Annotated in this window: 13 protein-coding genes and 1 tRNA gene; all 14 read left to right on the forward strand. The window is 51.5% G+C overall.

What is annotated here, in order from left to right; all coding sequences use genetic code 11:
* Window positions 1–51: 51 nt before the first annotated feature.
* The 14 genes from rapZ (at window position 52) to secG (ending at window position 13,809) form a co-directional block, all read left to right on the forward strand.
* Complete coding sequence (gene rapZ, locus ACYVRB_RS02215; RefSeq protein WP_461213276.1) at window positions 52–939, forward strand: RNase adapter RapZ; 888 nt, start codon at window positions 52–54, stop codon at window positions 937–939.
* Window positions 936–1,970 carry a gluconeogenesis factor YvcK family protein gene (locus ACYVRB_RS02220; RefSeq protein ID WP_461213277.1) on the forward strand — a complete coding sequence of 345 codons (1,035 nt, stop codon included), beginning with the start codon at window positions 936–938 and terminating at the stop codon, window positions 1,968–1,970. Before rapZ ends, ACYVRB_RS02220 begins: the two co-directional genes overlap by 4 nt.
* A gap of 4 nt (window positions 1,971–1,974) precedes the next feature.
* The gene (gene whiA, locus ACYVRB_RS02225) at window positions 1,975–2,922 is read left to right on the forward strand and encodes a DNA-binding protein WhiA (RefSeq protein WP_461213278.1); all 948 of its coding nucleotides are present in this window, start codon (window positions 1,975–1,977) and stop codon (window positions 2,920–2,922) included.
* 154 nt (window positions 2,923–3,076) lie between these two features.
* Complete coding sequence (locus tag ACYVRB_RS02230) at window positions 3,077–3,529, forward strand: MarR family winged helix-turn-helix transcriptional regulator (protein ID WP_461213279.1); 453 nt, start codon at window positions 3,077–3,079, stop codon at window positions 3,527–3,529.
* 46 nt (window positions 3,530–3,575) lie between these two features.
* Window positions 3,576–3,647 (forward strand) — tRNA-Arg (locus ACYVRB_RS02235).
* A gap of 213 nt (window positions 3,648–3,860) precedes the next feature.
* Window positions 3,861–4,451: an ATP-dependent Clp protease proteolytic subunit gene (locus ACYVRB_RS02240; protein WP_461213280.1), complete on the forward strand. Its 591-nt coding sequence runs from the start codon at window positions 3,861–3,863 to the stop codon at window positions 4,449–4,451.
* 354 nt (window positions 4,452–4,805) lie between these two features.
* Complete coding sequence (locus ACYVRB_RS02245; protein ID WP_461213281.1) at window positions 4,806–5,843, forward strand: sugar-binding transcriptional regulator; 1,038 nt, start codon at window positions 4,806–4,808, stop codon at window positions 5,841–5,843.
* 37 nt (window positions 5,844–5,880) lie between these two features.
* Window positions 5,881–6,903 (forward strand): type I glyceraldehyde-3-phosphate dehydrogenase, encoded by a 1,023-nt coding sequence (gene gap / locus ACYVRB_RS02250; RefSeq protein WP_461213282.1) that lies wholly within the window; start codon window positions 5,881–5,883, stop codon window positions 6,901–6,903.
* Window positions 6,904–7,127: 224 nt separating this feature from the next.
* Window positions 7,128–8,318: a phosphoglycerate kinase gene (locus tag ACYVRB_RS02255; protein ID WP_461213283.1), complete on the forward strand. Its 1,191-nt coding sequence runs from the start codon at window positions 7,128–7,130 to the stop codon at window positions 8,316–8,318.
* Between the two features lie 166 nt (window positions 8,319–8,484).
* The gene (gene tpiA, locus ACYVRB_RS02260; protein WP_461213284.1) at window positions 8,485–9,240 is read left to right on the forward strand and encodes a triose-phosphate isomerase; all 756 of its coding nucleotides are present in this window, start codon (window positions 8,485–8,487) and stop codon (window positions 9,238–9,240) included.
* A gap of 222 nt (window positions 9,241–9,462) precedes the next feature.
* A complete protein-coding gene (eno, locus tag ACYVRB_RS02265) occupies window positions 9,463–10,779 on the forward strand; it encodes a phosphopyruvate hydratase (protein ID WP_461213285.1) in 1,317 nt (438 codons plus the stop codon).
* Between the two features lie 745 nt (window positions 10,780–11,524).
* Window positions 11,525–13,063, forward strand: coding sequence for a ClC family H(+)/Cl(-) exchange transporter (locus ACYVRB_RS02270; RefSeq protein ID WP_461213286.1), 1,539 nt, complete (start codon window positions 11,525–11,527; stop codon window positions 13,061–13,063).
* A 2-nt stretch (window positions 13,064–13,065) separates the two neighbouring features.
* Window positions 13,066–13,497: a hypothetical protein gene (locus tag ACYVRB_RS02275; protein ID WP_461213287.1), complete on the forward strand. Its 432-nt coding sequence runs from the start codon at window positions 13,066–13,068 to the stop codon at window positions 13,495–13,497.
* A gap of 75 nt (window positions 13,498–13,572) precedes the next feature.
* Window positions 13,573–13,809 (forward strand): preprotein translocase subunit SecG, encoded by a 237-nt coding sequence (gene secG / locus ACYVRB_RS02280; RefSeq protein WP_461213288.1) that lies wholly within the window; start codon window positions 13,573–13,575, stop codon window positions 13,807–13,809.
* Window positions 13,810–13,852: the final 43 nt, after the last annotated feature.

Consider the following 13,852-nt stretch of genomic DNA (forward strand, 5'->3'; position numbering starts at 1 on the left):
AATTGCCAGCGTACCTATCACAGCGTCTTAGACGCGTATGGAGGGGATAGTATGGCTGATCAACCCTTGAAACTGGTAATTATCACCGGGATGTCTGGCGCCGGTAAAACCGTAGCAATCCAGTCTTTTGAAGATCTTGGGTATTTTTGTGTCGATAACATGCCACCGGCCTTGTTGCCGAAGTTCGGTGAGCTTTTAAAAGAATCCGGCAAAATCACCAAAGTGGCGATGGTCGTCGATCTGCGCGCGCAGTCCTTCTACGACCAGGTCATCGACATGTTGGCAAACCTCGATTCAACGGCGTTTGTCACCTCGCAGATCCTGTTTTTAGACGCGACCGATGAAGAATTAGTCTCGCGTTACAAAGAAACCCGCCGTAGCCACCCATTGGCAATGGAAGGCCGGTTGATGGATGGCATCCAAAAAGAGCGCGGTTTGCTGACCGAGTTACGCAACCGTGCGCAGGTGGTGATCGATACTACCAACCTCAGCCCGCGTCAGCTACGGGAGAAGTTGTTTGTGACCTTTAAATCGGCCGAGCACCCGACGTTCCACCTGGAAGTCATGTCGTTTGGGTTTAAGTACGGCTTACCAATCGATGCTGACATTGTCATGGATGTGCGGTTTTTACCAAACCCGTATTACGTGCCGGAATACCGGCAAAAGACCGGTTTGGAAAAGCCCGTGTATGACTATGTCATGGATAATCCGCAGGCGGAATCGTTCTACCAGAAGTTCTACGCGATGCTCGCAGAGATCATGCCGCAGTACCAGCAAGAAGGTAAAACGGCGGTGACGATCGCCATCGGTTGCACCGGCGGTCAGCATCGCAGCGTCGCCTTCGCTGAGCGGATCGGCCATGCTTTTGAAGCAGCCTATCCGGTCGATATCACCCATCGTGACATCAATAAGCGTAAAGCGACGGTGAATCGCTCATGAGTGTTAATGGAAACAAAATTATTCGCGTCATTCGCGGGCGACGCCCTAAAGTCGTCGTGATCGGTGGCGGCACCGGCTTGCCGGTGATCGTCAAGGCGTTGCACGAACAAGATGCTGACGTGACGGCGGTCGTCACCGTTGCCGACGACGGCGGCTCTAGCGGCGTCATCCGCAACTACATCAACGTCGTGCCGCCTGGCGATATCCGTAACGTCTTGGTGGCCTTATCGGACATGCCTGGTGTCCAACAAGATGTCTTCCAATACCGGTTCAACTCCAGCGACAGTTTCTTTTCTGGCCATGCGATTGGCAACTTGATCATCGCGGCGTTGTCGGAGATGAAGGGAGGAATCTTCCCGGCGATTCAGGTGCTGTCGAAGATGCTCAATGTTGACGGACATGTTTACCCGGCGTCCAACAAGCCTTTGACGCTACACGCGACCTTCACCGATGGCACCACGCAGGCCGGTGAAGCCGAGATTTCAGCGGCTGGCAAGACGATTAGTCGCGTTCATGTTGAAGAGTCTGATCCTAACGATCATCAGGAACCTGTCGCTGAACAAGAAGTGATTTCTGCAATCATGGACGCTGATGTGGTCGTGTTGGGGCCTGGGAGTTTGTTCACCAGCATTTTACCCAACTTGATGATCAAGAACCTTGGGGAAGCGGTGAAGCAAACCAAGGCTGAGGTCATCTACATCGTCAATATTATGACGCAAAAAGGTGAAACGGAAAACTTCACCGATGCCCAGCACGTTCAGGTGTTGCATGACCATCTTGGCGAGGCCTTTGTCGATACGGTGTTGGTCAACATCAAACCCGTTCCGGCACATTACCTCGACCGCCAGAAGTACAACGAAATCTCCAGTCCGGTGACCTCCGATTATGCCGCCTTGCGCAAGATGGGGTGTCGTGTGATCTCGGCCGACTTCTTGAAGCTGCGCGATCACGGGGTGTTCCACGATGGCGACAAGGTGGCCGCAGAGATCTTGAACTTGGCCTTTCAGGTCGGCACGATGAAAAAGAGGTGAGCACATGGCGAGTTTTGCCAGTACAGTCAAAAAAGAGCTAACGCAACTGGAGGTACACCCGGAACATGCCAAGGCGGAGTTGTCTGCCTTGATCCGGATGAACGGGACCTTAGGAATCTTGAACCATCAGTTTGTGTTGAACGTGCAAACTGAAAACCCGGCGATCGCCCGGCGGTTGTACGCGTTAATGAAGCAAGTTTACCATGTTGAAGCCAATCTGATCGTGCGGCGGAAAATGAAGCTGAAGAAGAATAATCAATACGTGGTGCGGCTGAGCAACCGCGTCAACGAGATTCTGGCGGATCTGGATATCCTCGATCAAAGTGGGCTGTCGATTCAAACCGCCATCGGTGCCAAGATCATGGGCGAAGAGCAACGGCGCCGGTCGTACTTACGCGGCGCGTTTTTGGCTGGTGGTTCCGTGAACAATCCCGAAACTTCGCGCTATCATCTCGAGGTTTACTCTTTGTATCAAGATCACAACGAAGACATCTTGACGATCATGAACGATTTTGGGTTAAACGCGCGTACCGTCGAGCGACGCAGTGGCTACATTGTGTACCTCAAAGAAGCCGAGAAGATTGCTGACTTTTTGCAGGTGATCGGGGCGACCAACGCGATGCTCAAGTTCGAAGACGTACGTATCGTTCGCGACATGCGCAACTCCGTCAACCGGCTGGTGAATTGTGAAACCGCCAACCTCAACAAAACCGTGGACGCGGCGCACAAGCAGATCGAAAACATTAACTACCTGAAGAGTCATGTCGGCTTGGATACGTTGCCCGAAAAGCTACGAGAAGTGGCGGCCTTGCGCCTGGCCCATCCTGATGTTTCACTCAAAGAGTTGGGTGAAATGGTGCCCAGCGGGGCGATTTCCAAGTCGGGGATCAATCACCGTTTACGCAAGTTAAACCAAATTGCCGAAGGATATCAACAACCCAAAGATGCATGATTGTGTATAATAGTCGAAATAATTGTCGCCTACTGTTGTAGACGGCAATTATTTTGTATACAAACGGATTGCAACGTCCAGATAATCGTGTACAATAAGTTGTGAGTGAATTTATCGCTTTCATATATTTGGGACAGACTTGGGAGGTAACACCATGGCAAAACCGATTTTGTTAGATGAGCAACTGTGTTTTTCGATCTACAAGGCGCAAAAGCAGTTCAACCACTTCTATTCACAGGCGCTCGCACAGTACAAACTGACCTACCCGCAATACATCACGTTGTTGTCGCTGTATGAACACGGCACGATGTCGGTGAAGGAAGTCGGCCAGACGCTTTCATTAGATAGCGGGACGCTGACGCCCTTGATGAAGCGGCTGGAAAAAGATGGCTGGATCACGCGTTCGCGTTCGACCGTCGATGAACGCCGCGTCGATGTCAGCCTCACCGACAAGGCTGAAGCATTGCGCGAAGACATCTACCAACACGTCGGCTCGTGTATCAACAAAGTCGACATGTCCGTTGATGAATACCGCAAGATCAAGGATGGGGTCGATAATGTCGACGCCAAGCTGAGCGAAGTGGCGGATGCAGAATTACGTGGCTAAATCACTTGCAAAGTGCAACTGAATCGCGTAAGATAATTAAGTACTTGCGCGGTTAGTGTAATGGATCGCACGTGAGATTCCGGTTCTCGAAATCCGGGTTCGACTCCCGGGCTGCGCAGAAACCGCATAGCGGAAAGATTAAACGTCTAGTGATAGGCGTTTTTCTTTTGCAAAAAAACGCTGATTTCTTTTTGGATGATTGGCGGCTGTGCTATGCTTATGACAGTAAAAAAATTTCCACGTAGGGTTTGACCTTTTTTGACTTTTGACGTATGCTTAGCACTGTATTCAAATGAGTGCTAATCCCACGTGGTAATCAAGGAGGAATATTATGTTAGTACCAACAGTCGTTGAACAAACTAGCCGTGGCGAACGCGCCTACGACATTTACTCGCGCTTACTCAAAGACCGGATCATCATGTTATCCGGCGAAATCAATGATCAGGTGTCTAACTCCATCATCGCCCAATTGCTCTTCTTGGACGCGCAAGACTCCGAAAAAGATATTTACATGTATATCAACTCACCAGGTGGTGTCATCACCTCAGGGCTTGCGATCTTAGACACGATGAACCTGATCAAGTCTGACGTGCAGACCATCGCGATCGGGATGGCAGCTTCCATGGCGTCTGTCCTGTTAGCAGCTGGGACTAAAGGCAAGCGTTTTGCTTTGCCACATTCAGAAGTCTTGATCCACCAGCCATTAGGCGGTGCCCAAGGTCAACAAACCGAAATCGAGATCGCTGCTGAACAGATCTTGAAGGCACGGTTGAGCTTGAACAAGATTTTATCTGATGCCACTGGGAAAGACATGGATACGATCAAAGCCGATACTGAACGTGATCACTACTTGACTGCGCAAGAAGCCAAGGATTATGGTCTGATCGATGATATCTTGGTCGACAAGGCTGATCAAAAGTAATTTTAGTGAATCAAAAGGCGTGCCGCGATGCACGCTTTTTGTGTGCGATGGATGCTTGAAAATGAAAACCCCGTGAGAATACCCCCGAACGTTTTCATCTAAAAAGGCGGAATTGCAAATCGAGAAAGCCTTTGCATCGCGAATGCCGGGTCCGTTGCTGAACAAAACATTCCATCTGAAAGAAGATGTGCGACTTCTTGAGGGTTTTGGCTTGCACGGCTTTTGGCGGGTTGTTATAATAAGACACGTTGGTAGGGAGTGCAGAGTTGTTCTGAGATTCCTAATTTTTTTGCCCAGCATGGGTCGCTGTTTGACTACGTTGGACAAATAACGACCCGCGGAAGTTGGTGCAAGATGCAATCTGAATTCGGCTGGATCGAAGCCATCGCTCCAGATCTGGTTGGCGTCGTGACTAAGCGCTATCAGATCCTGCAGTATATCAACTGGTTAGCACCAGTTGGGCGCCGCACGTTGGCAGACCAGATGAAGATTTCTGAGCGCGTGTTGCGGACAGAATGTGATTATCTGCGTCAACTTGGGTTGATCGAATCGTCGAAGTCAGGCATGGTTTTGACCGGTAAAGGTTTGGACGTGTTCCAAGGCCTTGAGACGTTGATGAACCAATTACTCGGCTTCAAGGATGATGAGAAGCGTCTGGCCGCAAAGCTTGGCATCGATCATTGCCTGATCGTCAACGGCGACGCTGATCAAAGCGTGCGTGTGCTTGATGAGATGGGTAAGTTGCTCGATTCGACGATGCAGGTCGTGTTGCCTGCCGGACGATTGACTATCGCCGTGATGGGCGGTAGCACAATGGCCAGAGTCGCCGGACAGTTGACCTACAAACTGTCGACTGGGCGGGAATTGACGTTTGTTCCTGCACGCGGAGGCGTCGGTGAAGCCGTCGCCATCCAGGCCAATTCCGTTGCTGCAAGCATGGCGGAAGCGACCGACAGCCGCTTCAAGGTGTTGTACATTCCAGAAAATGTGAGTGAGCAAACCTACCAACCACTTCTTAAGGAACCTGCGGTGCAAGAAGTGTTACAAATGATTGACAATGCGCAGGTAGTGATCCATAGTATAGGTGATGCATTGATCATGGCGAAACGCCGGTCTATGCCACCTTCAGCCTTACAGAAACTGCGTGAGCAACATGCAGTTTCAGAAACCTTCGGCACGTTTTTTAATCGCGAAGGCGAGGTTATTTACAAGATCCCAAGAATTGGCTTGACCATTCCGGATCTTGATCATATCCCGTATGTGTTTGCGATTGCTGGTGGACGTTCTAAAGCCCAGGCGATCGCCGCATACATGCACAACGCACCGAGCCGTACGTGGTTAATCACGGACGTCGGTGCTGCAAACTCGATTTTAACTGGGGAGACCCGTTAGAATAAAACTCTTATTTCCTAAAGGAGGAAATTTTAGCATGACTGTTAAAATTGGTATCAATGGTTTCGGCCGCATCGGTCGTTTGGCTTTCCGCCGCATCTTCGAATTAGGCGCACAATCTGGCGACATCGAAGTTGTTGCAATTAACGACTTGACCAGCCCAGCTATGTTGGCTCACCTGCTGAAGTACGATTCCACTCATGGCACTTTCCCAGGCGAAGTTAGCGCGACCGACAACGGTATCGTTGTTAACGGTAAGGAATACCGCGTTTATGCTGAACCTCAGGCTCAAAACATTCCGTGGGTTAAGAACGACGGCGTTGAATACGTCCTCGAATGTACCGGTTTCTACACCTCTGCTGAAAAGGCCCAAGCTCACTTGGACGCTGGCGCACAACGTGTTCTGATCTCTGCTCCTGCAGGCAAGATCAAGACCATCGTTTACAACGTTAACGATGACACCTTGACTTCCGACGACAAGATCGTTTCTGCTGGTTCTTGCACGACCAACTGCCTTGCACCGATGGCATACTTCCTGAACAAGGAATTCGGTATCGAAGTTGGTACCATGACCACGGTTCACGCTTACACCTCCACACAGATGCTGCTTGACGGCCCTGTTCGCGGTGGTAACCTCCGTGCTGCACGTTCCGCTGCTGTGAACACCATTCCTCATAGCACCGGTGCTGCTAAGGCTATCGGTATCGTTATCCCAGAACTGAACGGCAAGTTGCAGGGTCACGCACAACGTGTATCTGTTGTTGACGGCTCCCTGACCGAATTGGTTTCCATCTTGAAGACCAAAAACGTTACTGCTGATCAGATCAACGAAGCAATCAAGAAGCACACTGAAGGTAACGAATCCTTCGGTTACAACGCTGATCAAGTTGTTTCCTCTGACATCATCGGCACCACTTACGGTTCCGTCTTCGATCCTACCCAAACCGAAGTTACCACCGCAGGTGACTTCCAATTAGTTAAGACGGTTGCTTGGTACGATAACGAATATGGCTTCACTTGCCAAATGATCCGTACCTTGCTGAAGTTTGCTACCCTGTAATCTGATTACTGGCTAACAGCTTTACAACCGTAATGAAGAGGGCGGAGGGAGTTTCTCCCTCCGCCTTTTTTCTTTGATAGCTTTGCTATCAGGCACCGCGACGCAATCGAGTCGCGGTGTTTAGATGACGACAAAAGTTCATTGAATCGTCATCTAAGCATCGTGGATCGATCAAGCGGCGGTGTTTCAATAGATACATCAACTCATTAGGAGGGTTTTATTCAATGGCGAAATTAATCGTTTCTGACTTGGACGTCAAGGACAAAAAGGTCCTCGTTCGTGTCGACTTTAACGTGCCGATCAAAAACGGCGTGATTGGTGACGACAACCGTATCGTTGCGGCTTTGCCGACTATCCAATACATCATCGACAATGGTGGTAAGGCGATCCTCTTCTCTCACCTTGGCCGCGTTAAGACCGAAGAAGACAAGAAGGAATTGTCCTTGCGTCCAGTTGCCGACCGCTTGAGCGAATTGCTGAAGAAGCCGGTTACCTTCGTACCTGCTACTCGCGGTAAGGAACTCGAAGATGCGATTGCTAAGATGAACGACGGTGACGTTTTGGTTGTCGAAAACACACGTTTCGAAGACCTTGACGGCAAGAAGGAATCCAAGAACGATCCTGAACTTGGCAAGTACTGGGCAAGCCTTGGCGACCTGTTCGTCAACGATGCCTTTGGTACCGCTCATCGTTCCCATGCTTCTAACGTTGGTATCTCTTCCAACATGCCACAAGCAGCTGCTGGCTTCTTGATGGAAAAGGAAATCAAGTTCTTGGGCGATGCGGTTGAAAACCCGAAGCACCCATTCGTTGCCATCTTAGGTGGCGCGAAGGTCTCCGACAAGATCGGCGTGATCTCCAACTTGATTGAAAAAGCTGACAAGATCCTTGTCGGCGGCGGCATGACCTATACCTTCTACGCAGCTAAGGGTCTCTCCATTGGTAAGTCCTTGGTTGAAACCGACAAGATCGACCTTGCCAAGAAGATCATCGACGAAGCCGGCGACAAGCTGGTTCTGCCTGTTGACAACGTGGTCGCAACCGAATTCTCCAACGACGCCCCTCATAAGGTTGTTGAAGGTGACATTCCTGACGGCTACATGGCTTTGGATATCGGCCCTAAGTCCGTTGAAGACTTCAAGAAGGTTCTTGCCGACGCGAAGACGGTTGTTTGGAACGGCCCTATGGGTGTGTTCGAAATGTCCAACTACGCCAAGGGTACCTTGGAAGTTGGCCAAGCACTCGGTGCTTTGACCGACGCAACCACGATCATCGGCGGTGGCGATTCTACTGCGGCTGCTAAGCAGCTTGGCATCGCACCTAAGATCACTCACATCTCCACTGGTGGTGGTGCATCCCTTGAATACCTTGAGGGTAAGGAATTACCTGGTATCGCTGCGATCACCAACAAGTAATCATCACGAGCAACGCAAGGCCGAGGCCTTGTGACGCTTGACGATTCCAGAGAACAACTTGGCGACGGCTAGGTTGATCAAAATGGCATCTGCGTGACTTCAGGCGACGGCTTGCGGCACGCGACGATGATCACCAAGTATTTTTCTCAAATAAAGGAGATAAAACATGCGTACACCTATCATGGCTGGTAACTGGAAGATGAACAAGAACCCTAAGGAAACTCAGGCGTTCTTGGATGGCGTTAAGGGCAAGCTCCCTGAAGCTTCTAAGGTTGAAACCGTTATTGCCGCACCGGCAATCGACTTGACTACCTTGGTTGCAGGCGCTGAAGGGACTCCGTTGAAGACTGCGGCTGAAAACAGCTACTTCGAAAACGAAGGGGCCTTCACCGGCGAAACCAGTCCTAAGGCGTTAAAGGAAATGGGTCTTGACTATGTTGTCATCGGCCACTCCGAACGCCGTGGCTATTTCCACGAAACCGACGAAGACATCAACAAGAAGGCTAAGGCCATCCTTGCCAACGGTTTGCTCCCAATCATCTGCTGTGGCGAAAGCCTCGAGCAGCGTGAAGCTGGCCAAACCAACGACTGGATTGCTTACCAAGTTGAGGGTGCATTAGTTGGCTTGTCTGCTGATGACGTAAAGAAGAGCGTTATCGCTTACGAACCAATCTGGGCGATCGGTACCGGCAAGACTGCTTCTGCTGACCAAGCACAAGAAGTCGTTGCTCACGTTCGCGCAACGGTTAAGAAGCTTTATGATGCAGAAACCGCAGATGCTGTTCGTATTCTTTACGGCGGTTCTGTGAAGCCTGCTAACGTGAAGGAATTAATGGCCAAAGAAGACATCGACGGCGGCTTAGTCGGCGGCGCTTCCATGGACCCAGAATCCTTCATCGCCTTGGCTAACTACCAAGACTAATCTTTACCAGAGCGGCGCTCGACGTTTATAGGCATGTGGGTAGGATAGCTTGGATGCGTTGTGGCAACGCCGTGACGTGACCGAGATGTCTTAGACACAATGCCGTTGTCTTGCGGCACTCGACGAAAAACCACAGCATGACAACTGGAGTCGCGAATCTGGTTCCTGTTGCTGGTTCCTTATATACATTAATTTTCAACCTAATTTAAAGGAGAGAAATCCATGTCTATTATTACTGACGTTTTAGCACGCGAAGTCCTCGACTCCCGTGGCAACCCTACTGTTGAAGTTGAACTTTATACCGAAGATGGCGGCTTTGGCCGTGCACTTGTACCATCAGGTGCTTCTACCGGTGAACACGAAGCCGTTGAATTACGTGACGGTGACAAAGATCGCTTCGGCGGCAAGGGTGTTTTGAAGGCTGTTGGCCATGTCAACGACGAACTTGCTAAGGCAGTTGTCGGCTTAGACGTTACCGACCAACGCCTGATCGACAAGACCATGATCGAAGCCGACGGTACCCCTAACAAGGGCAAGTTCGGTGCTAACGCCATTCTTGGTGTTTCCTTGGCTGCTGCTCGTGCAGCTGCTGCTGAAGTTGGTCTGCCATTGTACGAATACCTTGGCGGCCCTAACGGCCATGTGCTTCCTACCCCGATGATGAACGTCATCAATGGTGGTGCACATTCTACCAACACCATCGACTTCCAAGAATTCATGATCATGCCTGTTGGCGCGAAGTCTGTTCGCGAAGCCATCCGCATGGGTTCCGAAACTTTCCACGCTTTGCAAGCCCTCTTGAAGTCTAAGGGTGACATCACTTCCGTCGGTGACGAAGGTGGTTTCGCGCCTAACTTGAAGGACAACGAAGAAGCTTTCGAATTCCTTGTTGAAGCGATCACCAACGCCGGCTACAAGCCAGGTGTCGATGTTGCCATCGCCTTTGACGTTGCTTCTTCTGAATTCTACGATCCAGAAACCAAGCGTTACACCCTGAAGTGGTCCGATCCTGACACTTCTTACAGCACTTCCGAATTCATCGACTTGATCGCTGGCTTCGTTGCGAAGTACCCAATTGTTTCTATCGAAGATCCTATCGATGAAAACGACTGGGAAGGCTGGCAAGAAATCACCACTAAGTTGGGCGACAAAGTTCAACTTGTCGGTGATGACCTGTTCGTTACCAACACCGACTACCTGAAGAAGGGTATCGACATGGGCGTTGCGAACTCCATCTTGATCAAGCTTAACCAAATCGGTACCTTGACCGAAACCTTCGAAGCTATCGAAATGGCTAAGGAAGCCGGCTACTCCGCCGTTGTTTCCCACCGTTCCGGTGAAACCGAAGACACCACGATTGCTGACCTGGTTGTTGCAACCAACGCCGGCCAAATCAAGACTGGTTCCATGAGCCGTACCGACCGTATCGCGAAGTACAACCAACTCATGCGGATCGAAGACGAACTTGGCTCCTCTGCTCAATACAAGGGTCGCCAGTCCTTCTACAACGTTAAGGAAGTTAAGAACTACAAGGGTTAATTCCCAATCTTCCGCAAAAGCACTTCTCTGGACGCAGAGAAGTGCTTTTTTGTGCTGTCGTTGTCTGGCAGCGTAAGCATTTGGGGTGTGGTAGACCAGTAAGCTGTCGGGTGCGGGCGAAAGCGACACCAGCAGGCTTCAATCTGTCGTGGAGAGGGTGCTCGGCGGAGATCCACTCAGCTTCGCTGAGTGGATCTCCACCTGCGCTTTGCTGTAAGCGACAAGTCGCTAACAGCAATCTCACCACGTCAGATTGACCTGCTTCCGTCACTTTCACCCACACCCTAGATTCTGCGTATCAGGATAATTTGATGTCATGGACAACTGATTTACTTCGTTGATCACAACTAATCTATTCGGAATCAAACGTGTTGTCAGCCACTAGTCCATCTCTACTCTCTTGGAAATTGCCACTTCCGGTGACACAGGACGTTAACGTCAGGGTTTGGTGTGTGGAGGCCCGAGATGGCTCAGGCGCGGCATTGTTGTTAGCGGCTTGCCGCTTACAACAAAGGCGTCGAAGGAGATCCACTCGTAGCGAAGCGGAGAGTTAGCTCCTGAGCGCCTCGCACCGCTCCAGCCATCTCTAGGGCCGGAACACACCAAACCCGACCTATACCACTATCTCAAACACATCCTAAAGAAGACTGACGCTGCCGGACAACGTCGGAAAGAATGCTGTTTTTCATCCGCAGGCACCGGTATAATGAAAATAGCTTTTGTCTGGTATTGGGGGGGACGTCTGTTGAAAATTAAAGCCAAAATCGATGGCACGCGCTTGAAGTTTGTCTTGCAAGGATTGGTTGTGGGACTGCTGACAGGCGCGGTGATCAGCATGTTTCGTTTCTCCATCGAACGCATCCTGATTTTTGTCCAACACATCTATCGCGACCCGACGCCCGGCAAACTTGCCTGGTTGGCGGGCGGGATGGTGGCCTTGAGCATCATCGTGGCGGCACTGCTCAAAAGCGAGCCGAGCATCTCTGGTTCTGGGATTCCCCAGGTCGAAGGTCAGCTGGCCGGAGAGATGGAATTCCATTGGTGGTCCGTGCTATGGAAAAAGTTCGTCGCCGGAATCTTGAGCATCGGGCCGGGACTTTTCCTCGGGCGTGAAGGCCCGTCGATCCAGCTTGGTGCGGCGGTCGGTCAAGGCGTTGCAGAAGGGTTGCATCGGCAAGGGTCGGATCGGCGCATCTTGATCGCCTCAGGGTCTGCCGCCGGGCTTGCGGCGGCGTTCAACGCCCCGATTGCCGGGACCTTGTTCGTCTTAGAAGAGGTCTATCACAACTTCAGTCCCTTGGTCTGGATCACTGCGCTAGCAAGCGCGCTCGGGTCAGACTTCATCTCGCTGAACGTTTTTGGCGAGGTGCCGGTGTTGCACCTGGTGTACTCGCGTAGCCTGCCGGTGACGCTTTACTGGCACCTATTAGTGTTAGGGGTCGTGCTCGGGTTGCTGGGTTATTTGTATCAGCGGGTGTTGTTGGCGATGCCAAAATGGTATGTCAAAACGCACATCCCGCGCTATTTTCAAGGCATCATCCCGTTTTTGTTGGTGATCCCGATGGGGCTGTGGGCGCCGAGCATCCTCGGTGGCGGTAACGGCATGATCGTCGGCTTCGGGCGTGTGGTGCCATCGTTGGGGATCTTGCTGGCGATTTTTGCCGCGCGGTTTATCTATTCCATGATCTCTTACGGGTCGGGCTTACCTGGGGGGATCTTCCTGCCGATCCTCAGCTTAGGGGCGGTGATCGGGGCGGTCTATGGCGTGTTCATGGTGCAGGTGGGGTTGTTACCGCGGGTCTATGTCATGAACCTGATCATTTTCTCGATGGCCGGCTACTTCGCTTGCATCGGGAAGGCACCGTTCACCGCGATCTTATTGATTACGGAGATGGTGGGTAATCTTACCCACCTGATGCCTATGGCGGTGATGTCTCTGGTCGCTTATATCGTTGTGGATATCTTGGGCGGGGCGCCGATCTACGAGTCCTTGTTACGCCGGATGACCGTCAGCAAGAAAATCGAATCGATCCACCGCATGGATCGTCTGGAGCTGCCGGTGTTTGCCGGCGACGCGTTGGAAGGCAAGCAGGTGCGTGATTTTGCCTGGCCGAGCCAGACGCTGTTGATCGGGGTCAACCGCGGTGAAAATCAAGTGATCCCTCACGGCGACACCGTTATCCGCGCGGGGGACACCTTGGTGCTGCTGGTCGATGCCAACAAGCGCGCCCAAGTACGCGAACAGATCCAAAAACTGGCCGAGCGCCTGCAAAAGGAGACTTGATCATGGATATTCATCGTTTAAATCGGATCGAAGCCGCGGCGTATGTCGCCTGGCAGTTTACCGGCGACGCCGCAGACTTGACGCTGGCGCCAGACCGCCAACCGGTCGAATTCGGCGAAATCTTTGCTGATAACGGCGCCGATTATTTTGCGGTCGTTGCCGACGATCAGCTGGTGGCGGTGCTCGAATGCGAGTTTCCCGACGCCGATCTGCATCTGTTGTTACTGCCAGCACCTGAGCAGATCAGTGATGCCCCTTTTGCCACGAAGTTGGTGGCAGAAGCGTTGGCGTTTGTGCAGGGGCAGTATCATTATCACGACGACGTCGTGGTGACTGTTGCGGCGGCTTCTGCGCTGCGAGAAGCACTCGCTACCAGCGGGTATCAAGTCGTTGTGCAGACAGGGAGTTTTGTGCAGATGCGTCTGGGAGACTAGTCACTGGCTTCACGTTGTGATAACCTATAAGATAGTAGTGTTTAACTTGCGACGGCAAGCGTAGGAGGCTAAGCTTTGCAGAATCTATTCATGACGTTGCTCATCGTCGACTCGGTTTTGATCGTGATCGCAACTTTGATGCAACCCAGCAAACAACAAGATGCGCTGAGCGCTTTGTCCGGCGGTGCGACTGACTTATTCGGTAAGCAGAAGTCCCGGGGCTTTGAAGCGTTCATGGAGAAAGTCACCGTGTTTTTAGGCGTGCTGTTCTTCGCCTTTGCTCTGGTGTTGGTGTATCTCTCATCGCATTAACGGCAAGTCTCCTGCAGCTAGTGGGGGACTTTTTTTGAAGCGC

This window comes from Lacticaseibacillus boliensis, from assembly GCF_054784775.1.

What these genes read in the sequence shown, in the direction of transcription:
- rapZ (WP_461213276.1), top strand. Translation starts at nt 52, where the DNA reads ATGGCTGATCAACCCTTGAAACTGGTAATTATCACCGGGATGTCTGGC.
- ACYVRB_RS02220 (WP_461213277.1), top strand. Translation starts at nt 936, where the DNA reads ATGAGTGTTAATGGAAACAAAATTATTCGCGTCATTCGCGGGCGACGC.
- whiA (WP_461213278.1), top strand. Translation starts at nt 1,975, where the DNA reads ATGGCGAGTTTTGCCAGTACAGTCAAAAAAGAGCTAACGCAACTGGAG.
- ACYVRB_RS02230 (WP_461213279.1), top strand. Translation starts at nt 3,077, where the DNA reads ATGGCAAAACCGATTTTGTTAGATGAGCAACTGTGTTTTTCGATCTAC.
- ACYVRB_RS02240 (WP_461213280.1), top strand. Translation starts at nt 3,861, where the DNA reads ATGTTAGTACCAACAGTCGTTGAACAAACTAGCCGTGGCGAACGCGCC.
- ACYVRB_RS02245 (WP_461213281.1), top strand. Translation starts at nt 4,806, where the DNA reads ATGCAATCTGAATTCGGCTGGATCGAAGCCATCGCTCCAGATCTGGTT.
- gap (WP_461213282.1), top strand. Translation starts at nt 5,881, where the DNA reads ATGACTGTTAAAATTGGTATCAATGGTTTCGGCCGCATCGGTCGTTTG.
- ACYVRB_RS02255 (WP_461213283.1), top strand. Translation starts at nt 7,128, where the DNA reads ATGGCGAAATTAATCGTTTCTGACTTGGACGTCAAGGACAAAAAGGTC.
- tpiA (WP_461213284.1), top strand. Translation starts at nt 8,485, where the DNA reads ATGCGTACACCTATCATGGCTGGTAACTGGAAGATGAACAAGAACCCT.
- eno (WP_461213285.1), top strand. Translation starts at nt 9,463, where the DNA reads ATGTCTATTATTACTGACGTTTTAGCACGCGAAGTCCTCGACTCCCGT.
- ACYVRB_RS02275 (WP_461213287.1), top strand. Translation starts at nt 13,066, where the DNA reads ATGGATATTCATCGTTTAAATCGGATCGAAGCCGCGGCGTATGTCGCC.